Origin of the sequence: Frankia sp. AvcI1, assembly GCF_001420875.1 — a bacterium.
GTDB lineage: Bacteria > Actinomycetota > Actinomycetes > Frankiales > Frankiaceae > Frankia > Frankia alni.
The window spans coordinates 38,808-58,721 of the sequence record NZ_LJFZ01000042.1; the positions used below are offsets into that span (position 1 = coordinate 38,808).

Sequence of the window (19,914 nt, forward strand, 5' to 3'; positions counted from 1 at the left end):
CTGTTCGGGCTCGTTCTCGGGCTGATGACCTGGCTGTACTTCCTCGCCGTCGTCGTGGTCCTCGCCATGGAGATCAACGCGGTGCGGGCGGGCCGGCTCTACCCGCGGGCGCTGTTGACCCCGTTCACCGACGACGTCGAGCTGACCGATTCCGACCGTCGGGCCTACACCTCCTACGCCAAGGCGGAGCAGTTCAAGAGCTTCCAGCAGGTGGACGTCACCTTCACCGATGTGCCCGACCAGCAGCTCCCGGCGGACGACCCGCCGCCGTCGGCCCCTGGCGAGGGTCGTGCCGCCACCGCCCCCGCCGCCGGCGACCCCGCTCCGTCGGCTGCGGCCGACCTGGATCGCGGCCCCCGGCCATAACGGATCTCGGCCAGGTTCCGGGGCGCCGCCACCACGCCGACGGTCCCGTCACGCCGGGGAGGGACCCGGATCGTCCGAGATCCGGACCGGCGTGAGCAGCACAGCGGTCGGACCGCCGCCCGGACCGCCGCCCGGACCGCCGACCACCGCAGGCCACAGGCCATCGTTGATGCAGTCCTGCGCGACATCGGCCGCCCAGTCGGGGGGCGCGTTCAGGGAGACGAAGCGACCCTGGTCCGTGCCGAGGATCACGTGTGCCCCGATCAGCGCATGGCGCAACGCCTGCCCGCGCGGCGTCCGGGCGGCCCACCCCACGGGGCCACGGCCGCCGGTCTCATCGGCGTGGGGCGGCCAGCCGGATGTGTTGACCAGCTCCGCGCGTAGCCGCACCAGCGGGTGCGGACCGGGATACAGCCCCGCGCTCAGTCGCAGCTCCGCCTGGGCGGACCAGGTGTCCCAGGTGATCCGGGTCGGCGCCGTCCCACCGTGATCCACTGTCCGGACCTGGCGGCCGGACGGCGCCTGGAGCTGCACCGTGTGTGCCCCCGACCTGGACCTACCCGGCCCGTCCGCCGCCGCGGCGGCCGGCTCCCAGGGGGCCGGGCGGGGGGCGCTGAGATGAGGCAGCCAGCCGCGAGGCCAGGTTCCGGTCGACGGAGTCGGGGGACGACCGATCGGGCCGGGGCGCGCGGCGAGCAGGTCCGCGACCGTCACGTCCTCGTCGACCTCGTGGGGCAGGAAATCGGCCTGATCGTCGGGGTCGGCGTCGACGGGCGCGTCCGACCTGCCGCTGGCACCGCCCGATCGGAGGACGTGCTGCTCCCGCGTCGTGATCTGCAGCCAGCGGACCTGTGCGGTCAGCACGGCGTCGGGGCCGGCCTCCAACAGGCACTCGGCGTGGGCGTAGGCCCGGTCAGCCGGATGGCGCACGGCATAGGCGGCCGGGGTCAGCACCCCGACGAGCCCGCCCGACCCGCTCCCCCCGGCCCGCCGGCGATGGCCCGGATCGTGCCGGTAGATCGTCGCGTCGGCGATCGCCGCCGCCCGGTCGAGCCGCGCCTGAACCGTCCTCATCGGTAGCCCCCTTCACGCTCGGNCGCACCGGCGTCCCTGCTGCGCCGCGCGACCCGCCCGACCGGGCGGACCGGTCTGTGCACCGCCCGCCCCGCGTGTATCGACTCGCCCGAACGGGCCCCACGGTCCGACGGCATTGCTGGTCAGAGGACGCTGACTGCTTCCCCGGCGTGGACCAGCACCGCGTCGCCCGGCTGGGCTCGGACGAGGCCGAGACCGATCTCCTCCGTGCCGGCCGGTGTCCGGACAAGTGCGACCGCCCCCGGCAGGCACCGGACGATCTCCGCCTCGATCGTCTCCTCGGGTCCGGCGAGCTGTCCCGCCGCGCCACACACGGGCGCCTCGGGGCCCGGGTGGACGGCGGCCTGCGCGGCCTCCCACGCTGACAGCCGTTCAGCTCCGGTGCGTGCGACTTCGTCCCCCGCACCGGCGACGCGCGGCGTGCGCCGTTCGGGGGACGCCACGGCGGGGCCGGGGGTGTCCCGCCGCTCGCGTGGCGGTCTGCTGGCGCTGCTGACCTGCTTGTTCATCGGTCATCACCTCGGTACAGGTCTACCCGGCGTAACGGTACGACCCGTGCTCGGAGGTCACCAGTCGGCTCGGACGGGTCCGCGGCCGCGCGATCGGGCAGCATGGGAGCGGTGGGAGTAAAGACGACCAACGACGGCGAGGCGTTCGACCGGCTGTGCGCCCTCGTCGCGGCAGGCGGCGTCGCCGTGGTGAGCGGGGCGGGGATCTCGACCGACTCCGGTATCCCGGACTATCGGGGCCCGAACGGGGCGCTGCGCCGCCACACCCCGATGACCTACCAGCAGTTCACCAAGGAACCGGGGGCGCGTCACCGCTACTGGGCGCGCAGCCATGCCGGCTGGCGGCAGGTCGCCAGGGCCGAGCCCAACGCGGGCCATCGCGCGGTGGCCCGCCTGGAGCAGGCAGGGCTGGTCACCGGCATCATCACCCAGAACGTCGACGAGTTGCACCAGCGCGCCGGCTCCCGCCAGGTCATCGATCTTCATGGAAGCCTCTCCCGCGTGGTGTGCGGCGACTGCGGGCAGGTGAGTCCGCGCCTCGACCTCGACGAGCGGCTGAGCGCGGCGAATCCGGGCTTCCGCATCTCCGGCGCCCCCACCAACCCGGACGGTGACGTCACCCTGTCGGCGGAGGCGGTCGACCGCTTCGTCATGGTCGGCTGCCGGGGCTGCGGCGGTGAGCGGCTGGAGCCGGACGTGGTGTTCTTCGGCGCCACCGTGCCGCGCCCCCGCGTGGCGCAGGCGTTCGATCTGGTCGAGAGCGCGCGTGCGGTGCTGATCCTGGGATCGTCGCTGACGGTCATGTCCGGATACCGGTTCGTCCTGCGGGCGGCCGAGCTCGACATTCCGGTCGCGATCGTCAACCAGGGTCCCACCCGCGGCGACAGTCGGGCGACGGTCCGTGTCGACGGTCCTCTCGGGACGCTGCTGCCCCAGCTGGCCNCCGCGACCAGTGGCAAACGAACGCTCGCGCCGTCACGGACCGTGGTGTCTCTGGCCCTGTCGGGGGATTCGCCTGCTGAGCTGTGAGGATGGGCAGATGCGATCGGTCTCCCGTCCCCAGCCCGCGAACGTGGCGTTTCGCCATGCCACCGACAGCGTCGCCGAGGCGGCGGCGATCGTCGCTCTCGTCGAGTCCGCGTACCGCGGGGAGCCCAGCCGAGCGGGGTGGACCACCGAGGCCGACCTGGTCGGAGGCCAGCGCACGGATGTGGAGGAGGTGCGTGCCGCCCTGACCGCACCGCACGGGACGGTCCTGCTCGCGGAGGAGCCCTCGGGTCTTCTCGTGGGCTGCTGCCACGTTGAGCGGCGCATCGAGCCGCTGGCGCAGGGCGGAGCCGGTGTGGTCCGGACGGGTGAGCTGGTAGCCCAACCGGGCGAGGGCGAGGGGACCACCGCGGCGGGAGTCACCGCGGTGACGGGGGCCTACTTCGGCATGTTCGCCGTCAGCCCCACCCGGCAGGGGGCCGGAGTGGGTGGGGCGCTGCTGCGGCTTGCCGAGCGGCACGCCGTCGCCGCGTGGTCGGCGTCGTGGATGGAGATGCAGGTCATCGCCCAGCGGAGCGAACTCATCGGCTGGTACCGCAGCAAGGGGTACCAACCGACCACCGCCACCCGACCGTTTCCGTACGCCGACGAGCGGTTCGGTCGGCCGCTGCGGCCCGACCTCTACTTCGTCGTCCTGCGCAAGCCGCTCGTCTGACGTCGCCGATCCGACGAGCGGGCACGACGTCCGATTCNCGCCANCATCCGGAGCCGGTCGCGCCGAGAGTGGGGGCATGAGGACGGACGAGGGCCGCTACGAGGCGGTGGCCAGCCGGGATGCCCGATTCGATGGCGCCTTCTACTTCGCCGTGACCACGACGGGCATCTACTGCCGGCCAAGCTGCCCGGCGGTGACGCCGAAGCGGACGAACGTCCGGTTCTTCCCGACGGCCGCGGCGGCGCACGGCGCGGGCTTCCGGGCCTGCCGGCGGTGCCGGCCGGACGCGGTGCCAGGCTCGGCCGAGTGGGACGTCCGCGCGGACGTGGTCGGCCGGGCGATGCGCCTGATCGGCGACGGTGTCGTCGATCGGGAGGGCGTGGCCGGCCTCGCCGCCCGGCTGGGCTACAGCGCGCGCCAGCTCCACCGGCACCTGACCGCCGAGGTGGGCGCCGGGCCGCTCGCCCTGGCCCGAGCGCGGCGTGCACACACCGCGCGGCTGCTGCTGCAGACCACCGCGCTGCCCGCCACCGAGGTGGCCTTCGCCGCCGGCTTCGCGAGCGTCCGCCAGTTCAACGACACCGTCCGGACGGTCTATGCGGCGACGCCCCTCGAGCTGCGCGGCCCACGGCCGCCGCGGGTCGTGCCGTCCGGCCGGCACCGCGGCGATCGGGCGGGTCCGGGCGGCCGCCCCGACGAGGGTGGTCTCACCCTCAGGTTGGGCTACCGCCGGCCCTACGAGGCGGGTCACCTGTTCGACTACCTCGCCGCCCGGGCCCTGCCCGGGATGGAGGAGGTCGTGGGCGAGCGAGGCCGGCGCACCTACCGGCGCACCCTGCGCCTGGCCCACGGCCACGGCGTCGCGGAGGTGGCCGAGCGCCCGGCCGGCGACGACGCCGGCTGGCTGGACTGCCGGCTGGTCCTGAGCGATCTGCGGGACCTCGGCAGCGCCGTCAGCCGGGTCCGGCGACTGTTCGACCTCGACGCCGACCCGCTCGCCGTCGCCGACCGGCTCGCCGGTGATCCCGCCCTGGCCGCGCAGGTGGGCCGCCTGCCCGGACTACGCGCCCCCGGTGCCGCCGACCCACATGAGCTCGCCGTGCGGGCCGTGCTCGGCCAGCAGGTGTCGGTGGCCGCCGGGCGGCGCCTCGGCGCGGTGTTGCTCGCGGCCTACGGCGAGCCGCTGGCCACGCCGAGCGGCGGCCTGACCGTGCTGTTCCCCCGGGTCGACACCATCGCGTGCGCTGGTCTGGTGGAGCTGGGCATGCCGGCGGGGCGCCGGGACACCGTGCGGACGCTCGCCGGTGCACTCGCGGACGGCTCCGTGGTCCTCGACGCCGGCGTGGACCGCGACGAGGCGCACCGGGCGCTGTTGGCGCTGCGCGGCATCGGGCCCTGGACGGCGGGTTACCTCCGGATGCGTGCCCTCGGCGACCCGGACGTGCTCCCGCCGGGCGACGCGGCCCTGCGTGCCGCGGACCGCCGCGGCGACGTCGACCTGGGTCGCGCCGCCGCCTGGGCGCCCTGGCGCAGCTATGCGGCGCACCACGTGTGGGCCGCAGCAGCCACCCGCGGAGATCCATCCAGACTGACGCGCGTGGGTCTGCGCGCCGGCCGTGCCCGCCCGGGCCGGCACGCGGCGGAAGACGGCTGCGGGCCCGGTGCCTGGTCCGAGTTGACCACGCACGTCGAACCAGGCCCGCACGTCGAACCAGGCCCGCACGTCGAACGAGGCCCGCATGTCGAACCAGGCCCGAGGGGCGAAGCAGGCCCGGTGGGCGAAGCAGTCCCGATGGGCGGGACTGGATCGAGAGGGGAGCGGTGATGCTCTACACGACGCTGGCGAGCCCAGTGGGCGAGCTGCTGCTGGTGGGGACCGCGACGGACCAGGCACCCGGCGGGCTCACCCTGGCCTCGCTGTCCCTGCCGGGGCAGCGGGGCGCAGCGGTTCCCGCGCCGCACTGGCGCCGCGCCGCCGAGCCCTTCGTCGCCGTCGCAGGCGAGATCGAGGAGTACTTCGCGGGCGAACGGCGCAGATTCACCCTCACCCTGCAGACCGGCGGCACCGGCTTCCAGGAGCGGGTGTGGCGGGCGTTGGAGGCGATCCCCTACGGCACGACGATCAGCTACGGCCAGCTCGCCGCCCGCATCGGAGCCGGGCGTGGGGAGGTGCGCGCGGTCGGCACGGCGGTCGGCGCCAATCCGCTGCTGCTGGTGCGGCCCTGCCACCGAGTGATCGGCGCGGACGGCATGCTGCGCGGCTTCGCCGCCGGACTGGATCGCAAGGAGTTCCTGCTGCGCCACGAGGGCGCGCTCGCACCGACGCTGGACCTCGCCGGCGGGGCCACCGCGGCGAGCGTGCCGGCCGGCTCGGCCGGGGAGTTCGGATGACGCAATCTCCGCCGTCATCGACCGTCGGNGCCGCGCAACGCGTACGGGCCCTGGAGTGGGCGGAGATCGGTGCGCAGCTGGATGCCACCGGCAGCGCCCTCACCGCCGCGGTGCTCACCGAGACGCAGTGCCGCGACCTCGTGCGTCTGTACGAGGAGCCCGGCCACTTTCGATCCACCGTGGACATGGGCCGCCACCGCTTCGGGTCGGGGGAATACCGCTACTTCGACCAGCCCCTTCCCCCGCCGGTCGGGTCCCTGCGCGCGGCGTTCTACCCGTTCCTGCTGCCTGTCGCCAGGCGATGGGCCGCCCGGCTGGGCCGGGCCGCCCCCTGGCCGGACACCCTCGACGCCTGGCTGGCCGCCTGCCACCGTGCCGGGCAGCGCCTGCCCGCTCCGCTGCTGCTGCGCTACCGGGCCGGCGACTGGAACGCGCTGCACCGCGACCTGTACGGCGAGCTGGTCTTCCCGTTGCAGGTCGTCATCGGCCTCGACACCCCCGGCGCGGACTACACCGGCGGCGAGTTTCTGCTCGTCGAGCAGCGCATGCGGGCCCAGTCTCGGGGCNCGGCCCACATCCTCCCGCGCGGGCATGCCCTGATCTTCACCACCCGGGATCGGCCGGTCCCCTCGGCGCGTGGCTGGTCCGCCTCGCCCGTGNGGCACGGGGTCAGCACCGTCCGATCGGGCCGCCGCCACGCCCTCGGCCTGATCTTCCATGACGCCGCCTGATCGGACCCCGCAGGTGCAGTCCGCGACGAGCCGGGCCGCAGCCGGCCACCAAGGGCGGCACGCCGGCCACCCAGGGGCCGCCGAGCACCCAGGGGCCGCCGAGCACCCAGGGCCCGCCGAGCACCCGGGAGGTGTCAGAGCCCCCCGCCGGGCATAGTCGACATCGGCGCGCACCGCTCGTGCGTGCCGGCCAGACGAGGATCGGAGNGGCCGATGACCACCATCCAGGACCCTCACCTGTCGGCGATCCGCGACGTCGAGCCGGCGACGCCCCAGGGCTGCGGCGAATGCCTGCGCACCGGCGGCCGCTGGGTACACCTGCGGCTCTGCCTGACCTGCGGCAACGTCGGCTGCTGCGACTCCTCGCCGGCGCGGCACGCCAGCGCCCACGCCGTCGAACACGGCCACCCCATCGTCCGCTCGTTCGAACCGGGCGAGGACTGGCGCTGGTGTTACGTCGACGAGGNCTACGTCTGATCCCTGGGTCTGATCCCTATGTCTGATGCCTGCGTCTGATGCCTGCGGCGGAGGCACGCGCCCGAGGGTCGCATTCCTGCGCTCCTTCGTCATGGCGATCATCGTACGGCGGCCTATCTCACGATCTGGAGGACGGCCATCATGCCCATGTCCTCGTGGTTGAGGATGTGGCAGTGCAGGACCGTCTTTCCGGTGAAGTCGGTGAAATGGATCCGCACGACCGCCTCTCCCCGCGCGGGGAGGTTCACGGTGTCCTGCAGGCTNAGTGCGTGATGCGGTACGCCGTCGATGNTCATCACCTGGAAGNGGTTGGTGTGCACGTGGAAGGAGTGCTGCTCGTCGGACTCGTTGCGGACGGTCCATTCCTCGACCGTGTCGAGCCTGGACCGGATGTCGACCCGGTTTTCGTCGAAGGTCCGACCGTTGATGTAGAACTGGGTTCCGGCGCTGTTCTCCGAGAAGACGATGGTGTGGCGCGCGGCGATGGGAGCGCGGCCCAGGTCCGTCCGCGGTCTCGGGTCGAAGGTGGTGGGCAACACCGCCGGTCGCATCGCCGGACCGCTGGAGACGACGGTGGCGAGGGCCTGCCGGGGAAAACTGTTGCCTGCCGGTCCGGTGTTGTAGGCGAGGGTTTCCAGTGCGGTGCGGCCGGCCGGGCCGCCCTGCACGAGTACGTCATAGCGGGCGCCGGCCGGAATGACGAGAGTGTCCGCGGACCAGACCCGGGTGACGGGGCTCGCATCCTGCGTGATCACGTGGAACCGCTGCCCCGGCAGCCGCAGTCGGTAGTAGATGTTGGCGCTGATGTTGGCCAGCCGCCACAGCTGGGTCTCGCCCGGCCGGATCTGGATGGTCGGGTTCCGCTGGCCGTTGACCGTGNGGTTCGTCGCCGCTCCGATGTGCAGGTCCTCGGTCCGGATCGCGTCGCCCTGGACCTGGAAGTCCTTCAGGGCGACGACGTGCTCGGTGATGTGACGGAGATCCGGCGGAAGGTACCGCTGCAGGCCGTCGACGATNATGATTCCCGACATCCCTCCGGCGACCTGCGACGCGGCATGNGGATGCCCATGGGAATGGTACCAGTAGGTCCCCGGCGTCAGGGTCCGAGGGAACTGGTACACGTAATGATATGTCTCGCCCGGATGGATGTGGATGAAGACGTTGTCGGAGTTTCCGGCTGGCGACACGTGCAGCCCGTGGATATGCAGGTTCGTGTAAGGGCGGACGCGGTTCACCATCGTCAGATCCAGCCGGTCGCCCGGCCGGAATCGCAGCGTCGGCGGCATGTACAGGCCGTTGTAGGTCAGCGCCCACAGCCGGTGGCCGGCCAACTCGACCTGGCGGCGCTCCACGAGGATACGGACCCGCAGGACGCCGTCCTGACTCACGTACTGCGGCGGGTCCCGAAGCGGCTGTCCCTGCGGCGGTGTGGGCGCCGCCGTCGGCACGGACATGCCCGGCTGGTTGGCGCCGACCATCACAATGGCACCGATCAGTGCCGCAACCGTGAGTCGTGCGGCTCGGTGTCGAGAAAGCATCACGCCCCCCAGCGACGTGCGCGGACGCCACCGTCCCGGTCAGATGTCGTCGGGATCGGCCGGATTGTTTTTACCCGGCGTCAGTCACCGATAATCCGTATGGACGGGGCGGTCGAATCACCCGTGCGCGCGGAGGGGGCCGAAAGACCGACATGGGCGCCGATGCAAGCTTTTCCTCCCACCTCGGTCGGCGAGACCGCCGAGGCACGTCCATCGTTCGTCGGACACCCCCGGGCGCGGAGCCGGCGGGTGAAACGGCGGTTGAAGCGCCGCGGGCCGTGCCGGGTGGTGACGGCGGTGCCGACGAGCCGGCCGGACGGGGGCGAGCTGGTCGGGGAGCCCCGGGGGAGCGTCGGCCGAGGTCGCGGGGGCCGCCGTCCGAGGCGACGGCCCCCGTCCACGTGCCGTGAAGGTCAGCCCTTCACGCAGAGCACGGCGTGCAGCTGAGCGACGATCTCGACGAGGTCGCTCTGACGGGCCAGGACGGTGTCGATGTCCTTGTACGCCGCGGGGATCTCGTCGAGGACGCNGGCGTCCTTGCGGCATTCCACCCCGCGGGTCTGGGNGGCGAGGTCGTCGACGGTGAACGTCCGCCGCGCCCGGTTGCGGCTCATCGTGCGGCCGGCACCGTGGCTGGCGGAATGGAACGAGTCGGGGTTTCCCCGCCCGCGGACCAGGTAGGACCGGGTTCCCATCGAACCGGGGATGATGCCGTATTCCCCTTCCCTGGCGGAGATGGCGCCCTTGCGGGTGACGAGCACGTCGGCACCGAAATGGTGCTCCTCGGCGACGTAGTTGTGGTGGCAGTTGACGAGGGCGAAGTCTCGGTCGCGGGCGTGCGGGCCGTCGGCCGGCGGGGTGGGCACGCGCAGCCCGGGCAGCGGGCCGCGCAGTGCCTCGACGGCCGCGGCGAGCATCAGGTCCCGGTTGCGCCGGGCGTACGTCTGGGCCCAGTCCAGGTCGTGGCGGTAGGCGGCCATCTCGGGGGTGCCGGCGAGGAACACGGCGAGGTCGCGGTCGGCCAGGCCGGCGTTGTGTTCGAGCTGCTTGGCNACGCGGATGTGGCCCTCGGCGAGCTCCTTGCCGACGTTGCGCGAACCGGAGTGCAGCATGATCCAGACTGCGTCGTCGGTGTCCAGGCACACCTCGAGGAAGTGGTTGCCCGAGCCGAGGGTGCCGAGCTGGTTCATGGCCCTCGCCAGCCGCCCGGCCACGCGCGGGTGCAGCGCGCCGAACGTGCTCCACAGGTCGTCCTGGCGCCGGGCCCGCGCGGTCGGCTCCCGGTGGCTGGTCATCCCGACCGGGACGGCCGCCTCCAGCGCGGCCCGCAGCGGACCGAGGTCGTCGGGCAGGTCGGCCGCGGTGAGATTGGTCCGCGCCGCGGCCATCCCGCAGCCGATGTCGACCCCGACGGCGGCGGGGGAGACGGCGTCACGCAGGGCGATGACGGAGCCGACCGTGGCGCCGTAACCGAGGTGCACGTCGGGCATCACCGCGACNTGGTGATGGATGTAGGGCAGGGACGCGACGTTGCGAAGCTGGTCCAGCGCGGCGCTCTCGACCTCCTCGGGCCGGGTCCACAGCCAGATCGGATGCGCCGCTGCGCCGAGCGTCGCGACGGGGCTCATCGGGTGGTTCCTCCTCTCGTCTCGACGGGGGTGGGTCCATGCTGTTCACGTCCGGCCGAACGAATGCGTTCATCCCGGTCGCCCGGAATTCTGGTGGGCGCCCCGGCACCAGGGCGTCGCGCCGGTATCACGATGTCCTGCCCGCTGCCGGAATAGTCGGCGCGCGCATTACGCCGGCCACGGAAGCCCATGCTCTGCGCATTCATGCCAGTCCTGTCCTGTCCAGTCCTGTCGCGCCTTTGTCGCCGCCTTCAGTGAAGGTGTCGGCCTGGTCCGGTAGCCCGACTCGAGGTCGTTTCCGCTCTGCCTGCTCAGGATGCCCGGTACACGGCCGTCCGGCGAATGAATTTCCCTCCTCCCGGGGGCGGGCTTCCGTCCGGTGGGATCGGCGGGTCAGCGTGGCGTGTCGCGGCCACCGGCCGGAAGCAGGGGGGCGGTCCGCAGCAGGGCCAGCAGCGGCCGCAGGTCCTCGGGGACCGGCTCGGAGAAGGTCCGCACGACGCGTTCGCCCTGCTGGCCGACCCGCGGCGGGTGCTCGACGTCGGGGGCGTGGTCGATGTCGGGGGCGTGGTCGATGTCGTGGGCGTGGTCGATCTCGGGGGTGTAGTCGACCTCCAGGGTGTAGACAAAGCGGTCCGCGCCCCCGCCCCGCCCGCTGCCGGTCGGCCCGCCCCGCGGCGCTGCCCCCTCTGCCCCCCCGGCCCGCCGGGCTGGTGCCTGGCCCGGTGGGACCGCACCTCGCACCAGCGCGCACAGCTGGGCGGCTTCCGGCTCGGGCAGATCGGCGCTGTCGAGCCCCCGCCGTACCGGCCGCCCCAGCAGCCCGCCGGACCGTTCCAACACCACACGGACACGTCCCGTCCTGCCAGCCATGGGGCCATTGTGCGCCGGTGTGGGCCGGCGAACACCGTGTGCCGGGCGTCCGTCGGTCCGATCCGACGCGCCGATCAGGCCGACCGCCGGTCCTCTTTCCGACTGGTNGGACGGCCCTTGGTGGACCGCCGGCGGGAGGAGCTCGGGCTGCGGCCGAAATGTGCTCCTTACCTGCGGGCGACGTAACGGCCACTCGAGTTTCGAGCGAGTTCACAACTGTGACCGTTTCCCTCTCGATGGTTTCCGATCGTAGGACGTCCTTGGAATCCCGGGCGGCCGGCTGGGTAGGAGTACAACGTGAATGAACAAGGGGATCCGGCGTTCTCGTCCAACCCGGACCGCGTACTCTCTTACCGGTATACCGGTCTTTTTTCGATGGTCTCCGATCGTAGGACGTCCTGCGATCTTCCGGTGGGGATGAGGTACTCGGTATGAATGTCGTACGCGGGCCGGGGCTGACCGCGGAGCGGCCGGCGCGGCCCGCCCGGCCACCGGAAGCGGCGGCCGCCGCCGCGCCTGCGGCGGTGCCGTCGCCACCGCCGGAGCCGGCCGACTCCGGCGTCCGGCTGCTCGCGCCGGACGGCACCCGGGTCACCGACCCCCGCTTCGCCGTCCTCGCCGACCACGACCTGTGCCGGGAGTTCTACTCGTCGATGGTGCTGGCACGCCGTCTGGACGAGGAGGCCACGGCCCTGCAACGGCAGGGTGAGCTGGTGCTCTGGATTCCGCTGCGTGGGCAGGAGGCGGCGCAGGTCGGTTCCGCGGCGGCGGTCAGGCCGCGNGACTTCATCTTCCCCAGCTACCGCGAGCACGCCGTCNCCTGGCACCGTGGGGTGCCGGCCGCCGAGGTCATCCGCCTGCTGCGCGGGGTGAGCCACGACGGCTGGGACACGGCGGAGCACAACATGGCCAACTACACGATCGTTCTCGCCTCGCAGACCCTGCATGCCGTCGGCTACGGCATGGGCATGGTGCTCGACGGCGCGGTCGGCACCGGCGATCCGGACCGCGACGGCGCCGTGCTGGTCTACCTCGGTGACGGCGCGATGAGCCAGGGCGACGCCAACGAGGCGTTCGTGTGGGCGGCGAGCTTCGGCGCCCCGGTGGTGTTCCTCTGCCAGAACAACCAGTGGGCGATCTCCACTCCGACCCGGCGGCAGTCGACGATGCAGCTGGCCCGGCGCGCCGACGGGTTCGGCTTCCCCGGTGTGCGCGTCGACGGCAACGACGTGCTCGCCATGCACGCCGTCACCACCTGGGCGCTCGAGCACGCCCGCGGCGGCGGCGGTCCGGTGCTCATCGAGGCCAACACCTACCGGATGGCGCCGCACACCACGTCGGACGACGCGACCCGGTACCAGCCCGCCGAGGAGCTCGCCGTCTGGCGGGCGCGGGACCCCATCGAGCGACTGCGGCTGCTGCTGGCCGCCGAGGTGAGCGCCGGCTGGTTCGACGAGGTTCGCGAGCACGCCGACGACGCCGCCGGGGACCTGCGCCGCGCCTGCCTCGCCATGGACCCGCCGGCCCCGGTGACCATGTTCGGCAACGTCAGCGCGGACGAGACGGCCGACCAGCGGGCCCAGCGGGAGTGGTTCACCGCCTACCGCGACTCCTTCCTGTAGTCGACCTCGGCCCGCGGGCGACCTATGCTTGGTCCGGAGGGGTTTCCCGGCAGGGAAGGTCCGTGACGACCACCGGGGGGCGTGCGGTGCGACAGTCTGCGTCGACCTCGCCGGCTGAGGTGGTCGGCCACGAGGCGGAGGCGGCGCACGTGCCCGACCAGCCGGCCGTGGGCAGCACCCCGACCGTTCTGGACGCCGTGGTCCTGGGCGTCGGTGCGTCCGCAGCCGTCGCGGCTGGTCCGGCCGCCGAGGCCGGGAGTGCTTCGGAGTCGACGTTCGCCTCGACGAATCCGGTCACCGGCGCGGTCGTCGGCCGCTTCCCGATGTCCTCCCCGCGGCGGGTCTCGGCCGCGGTGGCGGCGGCCCGCGCGGCGGCCCCCTGGTGGGCCGGGCTCGGCGCCGCGGGGCGCCGCGACCACCTGCTGCGCTGGGCGGCTCACCTCGCCCGCCACGACCGGGAGCTCGTCGAGCTGCTGCACGCGGAGAACGGCAAGACCACCGCGGACGCCCGCATCGAGCTGCTGCTCACCCTGGAGCACATCCGCTGGGCGGCCCGTCACGCCGGGCGGGTGCTGCGCACGCGCCGGGTCCTGCCCGGTCCGTTCCTGGCCAACCACACCGCCCGGGTGGAGTACCGCCCGCTCGGGGTCGTCGGGGTGATCGGCCCGTGGAACTACCCGCTGCTGACCCCGGTCGGCTCGATCGCCTACGCCCTCGCCGNCGGCAACCCGGTGGTGTTCAAGCCCAGCGAGTACACCCCGGCGCTGGGCAGCTGGCTGGCGCAGGCCTTCGCCGCGGCGAACCCGGCCGCCCCCGCCGGCGTGCTGGGCGTGGTGACCGGGTTCGCCGACACCGGCGCCGCGCTCTGCGCCGCGGGCGTCGACAAGATCGCCTTCACCGGCTCCGCGGCCAGCGGCCGCGCGGTCATGGCGACCTGCGCGCAGTCGCTGACCCCGGTCATCCTGGAGTGCGGCGGCAAGGATCCGTGCATCGTCGCCGACGACGCCGACGTGGTCGCCGCCGCCCGGGCGGCCGTCTGGGGGGCGATGGCGAACGCCGGGCAGACCTGCGCCGGCGTCGAGCGGATCTACGTCACCGCGGCCGTCGCCGAGCAGTTCCTCGCCGAGGTCCGCCGGGCGCTGGCCACGGTGCGCCCGGGCGGCGGTCCCGACGCCTCCTACGGGCCGATGACGATGCCCGGCCAGGCCGCCGTCGTGCGCCGCCACGTCGGCGACGCGCTGGCCCGCGGGGCGACGGCCCTGCTCGGCGGCGTCGACGCGGTGGGCGAGACGTTCATCGCCCCGATCGTCCTCGTCGACGTCCCCGAGGACAGCCCCGCCGTGCAGGAGGAGACCTTCGGTCCCGTCGTCACCGTCCGCACCGTCGCCGACGTCGACGAGGCCGTCGCTCTGGCCAACGGCACCCCGTACGCCCTGGGCGCGACGGTGTTCTCCCGTCGCCACGGCGACGAGATCGCCCGCCGACTCGACGCCGGCATGGTGTCTGTCAACGCCGTGCTCGCCTTCGCCGGGATTCCCGCCCTGCCCTTCGGTGGCAGCGGGGAGAGTGGCTTCGGCCGGGTGCACGGCGCCGAGGGGCTGCGCGAGTTCGCCCGCCCCCGCTCGGTGGCCACGCTGCGCCTACCGCTGCCGGGCACGACGCTGACCAGCTTCCAGCGCACGCCCGGGCTGCTGGCCGCGGTCAGCTGGGTCGCGGGCCGCCGCCACGGCCGCGGCCCGTCCGCCCGCCTCAGCCGCTGACCCGAGACCCGCGCCCCGAGACCCGCGCTCCGAGGCCCTGTAGCCCCCCGACCCGCGCGCTTCGCGGCTGGCGACCCGTAGCCCCCCGACCCGCGACAACCCGCGCAGCAAGTGCCAGGCGATTGCGATCGAACCGGGCGACATTACGCCCATAGACCCTGCCGGGGCGGCGGCCGTCGAAGAGGGCATCTAGCGTGGTCGGGTCAACACGGAACCTGGGGGGTCTCATGACTCTACGTCGCGGACTTGCCGTTTCAGTGATGATCGGTGTACTCGTTCTGGTAGGCGGAATGGCNGGNAGCGCCTCGGCCGCGCCGAGTGCGGTNGGAGCACCCGCGCTCAGCGTGGCCAAGGCGTCCTCGGTCGTGCGCGCCGCCGGGTACACCCCGATCTCGCTGGGCGGCTTCGACCAGAACAGTGACCTCAGCGTGNTCGTCGGGCTGCTCTCGACCTCCGCGGACGGGCACCCGCAGCGGGCGTTCTTCTTCCACCGCGGGACGTTCATCGGCTACGACTCGCCGCAGTCGAGCGCGACGATTCGCTGGATCTGGTCCACCGACCGGGTGGTGGCCCTGCAGTACGACCTGTACAAGCCTGGTGATCCGATGTGCTGCCCGACCGCAGGCGGAGCAACCGTCCGTTACCAGTGGAACGGCTCCTCGGTGACACCGCTCGACCCGATCCCGAGCGCCGCCTTCGCCGCCCCGGCAGGCCGCCGCTGACCGCCGTGCTCCGGCACCGCGGACCACCAGCCCCGGCCTCCTTGCCCTTCCGGAGGGACGAATCGGACAGGAGACCCTCTGGAAGGGCAAGGAAGGAAGAAGGAGGAAGGAGGCAGGAGACAAGGAAGGAAGCGGCTACTTCCGCCGCACGGCGGTGCCGGCACCCGCTCCCGGCGTGGTGCGGGTCAGGCGGAGGAAAGCTGCGCGACCGCCTGTGCCACGGGCGTCTCGCCACTGACCAGCCCGGCGGTGATCCCGGCGGTGCCGGGGGCGGTGAGCAGGGCGGCGAGCACGGCGGCCACGTCCTCGCGGGGGATCTCCCCGCGGTCCACCCCGGCGGCGAGGTGCACCCGGCCGGTCGGCTCGTCGTCGGTGAGCCGGCCCGGGCGGACGATGGTCCAGTCCAGATCGCGGCCGCGGATCGTCTCCTCGGCCGCCGCCTTGGCCCGCAGGTAGGCCGCGAAGACCGCGTCCGTGCCCGCCGGCGGCGGCCCGTCGACCCCGACCGAGGAGACCAGCAGGTAGCGACGGACCCCGGCGAGCCGCGCCGCGTCGGCGAGCAGCACCGCCGCGGCGCGGTCGACGGTGTCCTTGCGGGCCGCGCCACTGCCCGGTCCCGCGCCGGCCGCGAAGACGACGGCGTCCGCGCCGCGCACGTGGCTCGCCAACGCCGCGGCGTCGATCGACTCCAGGTCGGCGAGGACGGGCTCGGCGCCCGCCGCACGCACGTCGCCGCGATGGTCGGGATTGCGGATCAGCCCGATCACCGTCGCGTCCCGCGCGCGCAGCCGGCGGCTCAGCGCCCGGGCAATCCGGCCGTGGGCCCCCGCGATCACGATCCGCACCCGCTACTCCTTCCAGCTGTTCGGCTCCGCGGCCCTTCGGTGGCCTCGTTGGCCTCGATGGCGCTCAGTGGCCCTCGGCGGCCTCGACCAGCTCGGTGAGCACCCCGCCGAGCCCCTTGGGATGGACGAAGGCGATCCGGCTGCCAGCGGTGCCGTGTACCGGCGTCTTGTTGACCAGGTCGAAGCCGGTGGTGGTCAGGGCGGCCAGGGCGCTGTCGATGTCGGCGACGCCGTAGGCGATGTGGTGGATGCCGGGGCCCCGCTTGGCCAGGAACTTACCCACCGGGCTGTCCTCGCGCAGCGGCTCGAGGAGCTGGACGTAGGAGTTGCCGACCTCGCCGCTGTGCACCAGCAGCATCGCTTCGCGCACACCCTGGCGGTCGTTGTCCTCCTGGTGCACGACCTTGAGGCCGAACGCCTCCTCGTAGCGCGGAATCGCCTCGGCCAGTGAAACCACCGCGATCCCGACATGGTCGATCCTGGTCAGCACAACGCTCTCCCTGCTCCGCCGGCCCGGTGGCCGGATCATGCCGATAATGGTGCCCGAGACGGGCGGCGTCCGGGCTCGGCCTCGCGGCGGAGCTCGGCCCCGCCGCAGAGCTCCACCCCGCCGCAGAGCTCGGCCCGAGGAAGAGCCTGNCCGTTCGCGATCCCCGCGTCGACCGTTGCCGGGCAGGTGGCGCAGGTGATGACGGTCGCGGTGGGTCCGCGATCGCCCACCCGGTCGGCGGCGTCGGCGTGGACGCACCATCCGCACCGGTGCACGGAGGATCGTCCGGCGGTGCGCGGTGGGCCGAAGCGACCCGTATCGGCCCGCTGTCCGGAACGTCGTAGAGTCGTCTGTTATCAGCCTTGCTCCCGGCGTCGAGCCACTAACGTGAGGGTCACCTTGTCCACGACGCGTCGCGATCCATCCGCGCTCCGTGCGGCCCGCGGAACCACGTATCAGATAGGTGAGGTGGCCGAGCGGGTCGGNCTCTCGTTGCGCACGGTCCGGTACTACGAGGAGGCCGGGCTGCTCACGACCGCCGGCCGTACGCCGGGCGGTTTCCGCCTTTACGGCGACGAGGCCGTCGACCGGCTGTTGGTCATCAAGAAGATGAAATCCCTCGGATTCACGCTCGAGGAGATGCGCTCGCTNCTGTCCGTCCGTGACGAGCTGTCCGACCCGAAGATCTCCGACGCCCGTCGGGCCGAGCTGCGCGAGTTGCTGCGCACCTGGGTCGTGCTGGCCGAGGAGAAGCTCGCCACCCTGCGCCAGCAGGCCGGCGTCGCCGAGGACTTCGTCATCGGCCTGCACGGCGACGCCGACAGATCAGCGTGACCCAGCGCTAGGCGTCCCTCCGGTTCGGCGGCCGGCCGCGCCTGGGCGTGTAGTGCGAGGTCAGCGGCTACGGTAGGTCGGTGGGGCACATCGGCCCGCCGGATCTTCCGGCTACACAATGTGACGGAGCGGGGTCCGGTGCACTCCGGCTGGCGCTGGATCCGACGGGTGCGGACGGTGTGCCGACNCTCGCCGCGGCCCCGCCCCGGTCTCGGCTACGGAAGATCGCGCGCGGGGCCTCGGGGAGCCGGCCTCGGCGGGGACGCACGGTGGGGCAGGGATTACCAGATCTTTACCGCTTGTGTGTAGCCGCGGATTGCCCACGCGTAGACGCTAGATATCTGAACACCAGCCGCCAAGCTCACCTGATAAGGGTTGAATTGTCCACAACCAGCAGCGCCAGGTCTTCCGCCGACGCCCGCGACGGGCGCTACGAGATCGGTGACGTCGCCACCCTGGTGACCTTGTCCCTGNGTACCGCCCGGTTCTACGAGGAGGCTGGCCTCCTCGTCGCCGTGGGCCGCTCGGAGGGCGGTTTTCCGCTCTATGACGACGATGCCCTCGATCGATTCTTTCTGATCAAGAAGATGAAGCCCCTGGGTTTCACGGTGGAGGAGATGCGTTCGCTGCTCACTCTGCGTGAGCGGATGGCGCAGCCGGGGCTTCCTCCGCAGCTTCGCGCCGAGCTGCACGACCGGCTGCAGACCTGGGTCACCCTGGCCGAGGAGAAGCTCGCCTCGCTGCAGGAGCAGGTCCGCCTCGCCGAGGACTTCATGATCGGTCTGCGGGACGACACGGCCCGGTCCCTGCGGACCGACGGCGACGCGGACGGATCCGATCGCAGTGGTCCGGCCCCGGGACTCGCCGGCGGTCGGCCGGACCTCGACGATTCGTTCCTCGACTTCCTCGACGACCCGCTCGGCGGCGACGACCGCTGACGCGCTGGCCGCTGTCAGCGCGGGGCGCTGGCCCGGCCCGGCCCGGGACGTTGGGTGAGGGATGCGGCGGCCGTGGTGCGGGCCGCACTGAGGCCTGTCTGCCAGGAGCAGATCTGCCGCAGGCAGACCGCCGGTCCGGCGGCGGCTTTTCCGGTGACCCTGGAAGGGCCGGCTTCTCGTCGTGCGCGACGAGTCCCGACCCGGCCGGCGGGAGGACACGTCTCATGATCGAAACATCGACGGCGCACGCGGGGCCCGGCATTGGCCGGGCCCGAGGCCCGGCCGCCCAGGCCGGCGGCGCCGCCACCGGCGACGACCAGGTGTTCGGTCGCCTGCTGGAGAACCGCATCGTCTTCCTCGGCGCCGTGGTGGAGGACGCCGTCGCCAACGCGATCAGCGCGAAGCTGCTGCTGCTGGCCGCGGAGGATCCGACCTCGGACATCCACCTCTACATCAACTCGCCGGGCGGTTCGGTGAGCGCCGGCATGGCGATCTACGACACGATGCAGTACGTCGGCAACGACGTGGCCACCGTCGCTCTCGGCTTCGCCGGTTCGATGGGCCAGTTCCTGCTCTGCGCCGGTGCCGCCGGCAAGCGGTACGCCCTCCCGCACGCCCGGATCATGATGCACCAGCCGCACGGGGGCATCGGCGGCACGGCCGCGGACATCTCCATCCAGGCCGAGCAGATGCTGTACACGAAGCGGACGCTGCAGCAGCGCATCGCCTTCCACAGCGGCCAGACCGTCGAGCAGATCGAGGCCGACTCCGACCGCGACCGGTGGTTCACCGCCGAGGAGGCCCGCGACTACGGGCTGGTCGACCACGTCGTCGAACGGGCCGACCAGGTGCCCAGCGGCGTCGGCGGTGCCGGGATCGGCCCGCGCCGCGCGGCCGGCCGCACCGGCTTCGGCCCGGCGGGGAGCGCCCGATGACCGCCGCCCGGCCGATCCACGCGGGCGGCGGCGCGCCGTCCGCCCGCCATGTCCTGCCCAACATCGTGGAGCGGACGTCGCGCGGCGAGTACTCGATGGACCCGTACTCGAAGCTGCTCAAGGAGCGGATCGTCTTCCTCGGCGTGCAGNTCGACGATGTGTCGGCGAACGACGTGATGGCGCAGTTGCTGTTCCTGGAGTCGGAGGATCCGGACCGGGACATCTCGATCTACATCAACTCGCCGGGTGGGTCGTTCACGTCGTTGACGGCGATCTACGACACGATGCAGTTCGTGCGGCCGGACATCTCGACGATCTGCATGGGGCAGGCGGCGTCGGCGGCGGCGGTGCTGCTGGCGGCGGGGACGCCGGGCAAGCGCTTCGCCCTGGCCCACAGCCGCATCCTGATCCACCAGCCGTCGGCGCAGGGGGAGGGCCAGTCCAGCGACCTGGAGATC

The 19,914-nt window shown here is 72.9% G+C and carries 16 protein-coding genes and 20 pseudogenes; 23 read left to right on the top strand and 13 right to left on the bottom strand.

From position 1 onward, the window contains the following. A complete protein-coding gene (locus UK94_RS69255; protein WP_235490461.1) occupies positions 1-366 on the top strand; it encodes a hypothetical protein in 366 nt (121 codons plus the stop codon). Between the two features lie 48 nt (positions 367-414). Here UK94_RS69255 and UK94_RS28990 read toward each other — a convergent pair whose 3' ends face one another. Together UK94_RS28990 and UK94_RS28995 are read right to left on the bottom strand one after the other, a co-directional pair. Continuing rightward, the gene (locus UK94_RS28990; RefSeq protein WP_055752326.1) at positions 415-1,440 is read right to left on the bottom strand and encodes a hypothetical protein; all 1,026 of its coding nucleotides are present in this window, start codon (positions 1,438-1,440) and stop codon (positions 415-417) included. Positions 1,441-1,583: 143 nt separating this feature from the next. Further along, entirely contained in the window at positions 1,584-1,970 is a 387-nt protein-coding gene (locus UK94_RS28995; protein ID WP_063822648.1) for a hydrogenase assembly protein HupF, read from the bottom strand. A gap of 102 nt (positions 1,971-2,072) precedes the next feature. Here UK94_RS28995 and UK94_RS29000 point away from each other — a divergent pair. The 8 genes and pseudogenes from UK94_RS29000 to UK94_RS29025 all read left to right on the top strand — a co-directional run. Beyond that, positions 2,073-2,912: NAD-dependent protein deacetylase (locus UK94_RS29000; protein WP_235490463.1), on the top strand; the 840-nt coding region annotated here is incomplete at its 3' end. Between the two features lie 97 nt (positions 2,913-3,009). After that, positions 3,010-3,672 (top strand): GNAT family N-acetyltransferase, encoded by a 663-nt coding sequence (locus UK94_RS29005; RefSeq protein WP_055752328.1) that lies wholly within the window; start codon positions 3,010-3,012, stop codon positions 3,670-3,672. Between the two features lie 76 nt (positions 3,673-3,748). Further along, entirely contained in the window at positions 3,749-5,497 is a 1,749-nt protein-coding gene (locus UK94_RS29010; protein ID WP_055752329.1) for an AlkA N-terminal domain-containing protein, read from the top strand. Then, positions 5,497-6,063 (top strand): methylated-DNA--[protein]-cysteine S-methyltransferase, encoded by a 567-nt coding sequence (locus tag UK94_RS29015; RefSeq protein ID WP_063845408.1) that lies wholly within the window; start codon positions 5,497-5,499, stop codon positions 6,061-6,063. The genes UK94_RS29010 and UK94_RS29015 overlap by 1 nt, the downstream gene beginning before the upstream one ends. A gap of 185 nt (positions 6,064-6,248) precedes the next feature. Further along, the coding region (locus tag UK94_RS69260) for a 2OG-Fe(II) oxygenase (protein WP_235490485.1) at positions 6,249-6,629 on the top strand (381 nt) is incomplete at its 3' end. Between the two features lies 1 nt (position 6,630). Continuing rightward, positions 6,631-6,722, top strand: a pseudogene (locus UK94_RS69265) (proline hydroxylase); the annotation flags it as partial. Position 6,723: 1 nt separating this feature from the next. After that, positions 6,724-6,794 (top strand): annotated as a pseudogene (locus UK94_RS75355) (2OG-Fe(II) oxygenase); the annotation flags it as partial. A gap of 213 nt (positions 6,795-7,007) precedes the next feature. Continuing rightward, a partial coding sequence (locus UK94_RS29025; protein ID WP_235490465.1) for a UBP-type zinc finger domain-containing protein occupies positions 7,008-7,260 on the top strand: 253 nt, incomplete at its 3' end. Between the two features lie 124 nt (positions 7,261-7,384). Here the strand turns inward: UK94_RS29025 and UK94_RS69270 are convergent. The 9 genes and pseudogenes from UK94_RS69270 to UK94_RS29040 all read right to left on the bottom strand — a co-directional run. Beyond that, on the bottom strand, positions 7,385-7,534 hold a 150-nt coding region (locus UK94_RS69270; protein WP_235490487.1), incomplete at its 5' end, for a multicopper oxidase domain-containing protein. Positions 7,535-7,578: 44 nt separating this feature from the next. Beyond that, positions 7,579-8,150, bottom strand: a pseudogene (locus UK94_RS69285) (multicopper oxidase domain-containing protein); the annotation flags it as partial. A gap of 1 nt (position 8,151) precedes the next feature. Beyond that, positions 8,152-8,287: pseudogene (locus UK94_RS76620) on the bottom strand (hypothetical protein); the annotation flags it as partial. Positions 8,288-8,330: 43 nt separating this feature from the next. Then, positions 8,331-8,809, bottom strand: a pseudogene (locus tag UK94_RS69290) (multicopper oxidase domain-containing protein); the annotation flags it as partial. 413 nt (positions 8,810-9,222) lie between these two features. Further along, positions 9,223-9,338, bottom strand: a 116-nt coding sequence (locus tag UK94_RS69295) for an RtcB family protein (protein ID WP_235490490.1), incomplete at its 5' end; no start/stop codon positions are given. Positions 9,339-9,375: 37 nt separating this feature from the next. Further along, positions 9,376-9,861 (bottom strand): annotated as a pseudogene (locus UK94_RS69305) (RtcB family protein); the annotation flags it as partial. Between the two features lies 1 nt (position 9,862). Beyond that, a pseudogene (locus UK94_RS69310) lies at positions 9,863-10,308 on the bottom strand (RtcB family protein); the annotation flags it as partial. A gap of 1 nt (position 10,309) precedes the next feature. Further along, a pseudogene (locus UK94_RS69315) lies at positions 10,310-10,437 on the bottom strand (RtcB family protein); the annotation flags it as partial. A gap of 393 nt (positions 10,438-10,830) precedes the next feature. Next, entirely contained in the window at positions 10,831-11,280 is a 450-nt protein-coding gene (locus UK94_RS29040; protein WP_235490467.1) for a hypothetical protein, read from the bottom strand. 554 nt (positions 11,281-11,834) lie between these two features. Here UK94_RS29040 and UK94_RS69320 point away from each other — a divergent pair. From UK94_RS69320 to UK94_RS69340, 6 genes and pseudogenes are all read left to right on the top strand, one after another. After that, positions 11,835-12,091 (top strand): annotated as a pseudogene (locus UK94_RS69320) (thiamine pyrophosphate-dependent dehydrogenase E1 component subunit alpha); the annotation flags it as partial. A 38-nt stretch (positions 12,092-12,129) separates the two neighbouring features. Then, positions 12,130-12,932, top strand: a pseudogene (locus tag UK94_RS29045) (thiamine pyrophosphate-dependent enzyme); the annotation flags it as partial. A gap of 149 nt (positions 12,933-13,081) precedes the next feature. Then, the coding region (locus UK94_RS69330; protein WP_235490491.1) for an aldehyde dehydrogenase family protein at positions 13,082-13,652 on the top strand (571 nt) is incomplete at its 3' end. Between the two features lies 1 nt (position 13,653). Beyond that, positions 13,654-14,692: pseudogene (locus UK94_RS69335) on the top strand (aldehyde dehydrogenase family protein); the annotation flags it as partial. A 365-nt stretch (positions 14,693-15,057) separates the two neighbouring features. Then, a pseudogene (locus UK94_RS75360) lies at positions 15,058-15,123 on the top strand (LppP/LprE family lipoprotein); the annotation flags it as partial. Between the two features lies 1 nt (position 15,124). Then, positions 15,125-15,414 (top strand): annotated as a pseudogene (locus UK94_RS69340) (LppP/LprE family lipoprotein); the annotation flags it as partial. 185 nt (positions 15,415-15,599) lie between these two features. Here UK94_RS69340 and UK94_RS29060 read toward each other — a convergent pair. Further along, positions 15,600-16,259 (bottom strand): NAD(P)H-binding protein, encoded by a 660-nt coding sequence (locus tag UK94_RS29060; protein ID WP_011605402.1) that lies wholly within the window; start codon positions 16,257-16,259, stop codon positions 15,600-15,602. 64 nt (positions 16,260-16,323) lie between these two features. Then, positions 16,324-16,749, bottom strand: a complete 426-nt coding sequence (mce, locus tag UK94_RS29065) for a methylmalonyl-CoA epimerase (RefSeq protein WP_011605401.1) — start codon at positions 16,747-16,749, stop codon at positions 16,324-16,326. Between the two features lie 399 nt (positions 16,750-17,148). Here mce and UK94_RS69345 point away from each other — a divergent pair. From UK94_RS69345 to UK94_RS29085, 8 genes and pseudogenes are all read left to right on the top strand, one after another. Next, positions 17,149-17,234, top strand: a pseudogene (locus UK94_RS69345) (MerR family transcriptional regulator); the annotation flags it as partial. Position 17,235: 1 nt separating this feature from the next. After that, positions 17,236-17,399, top strand: a pseudogene (locus UK94_RS69350) (MerR family transcriptional regulator); the annotation flags it as partial. A gap of 1 nt (position 17,400) precedes the next feature. Further along, positions 17,401-17,583 (top strand): annotated as a pseudogene (locus UK94_RS69355) (MerR family transcriptional regulator); the annotation flags it as partial. Positions 17,584-17,963: 380 nt separating this feature from the next. Continuing rightward, positions 17,964-18,056, top strand: a pseudogene (locus UK94_RS69360) (MerR family transcriptional regulator); the annotation flags it as partial. A 1-nt stretch (position 18,057) separates the two neighbouring features. Next, positions 18,058-18,521 (top strand): annotated as a pseudogene (locus UK94_RS29075) (MerR family DNA-binding protein); the annotation flags it as partial. A 224-nt stretch (positions 18,522-18,745) separates the two neighbouring features. Next, the gene (locus tag UK94_RS29080; RefSeq protein WP_041939476.1) at positions 18,746-19,456 is read left to right on the top strand and encodes an ATP-dependent Clp protease proteolytic subunit; all 711 of its coding nucleotides are present in this window, start codon (positions 18,746-18,748) and stop codon (positions 19,454-19,456) included. Then, positions 19,453-19,605: pseudogene (gene clpP / locus UK94_RS69365) on the top strand (ATP-dependent Clp protease proteolytic subunit); the annotation flags it as partial. The gene UK94_RS29080 and the pseudogene clpP, both read left to right, overlap by 4 nt. 1 nt (position 19,606) lies before the next feature. After that, a pseudogene (locus tag UK94_RS29085) lies at positions 19,607-19,914 on the top strand (ATP-dependent Clp protease proteolytic subunit); the annotation flags it as partial.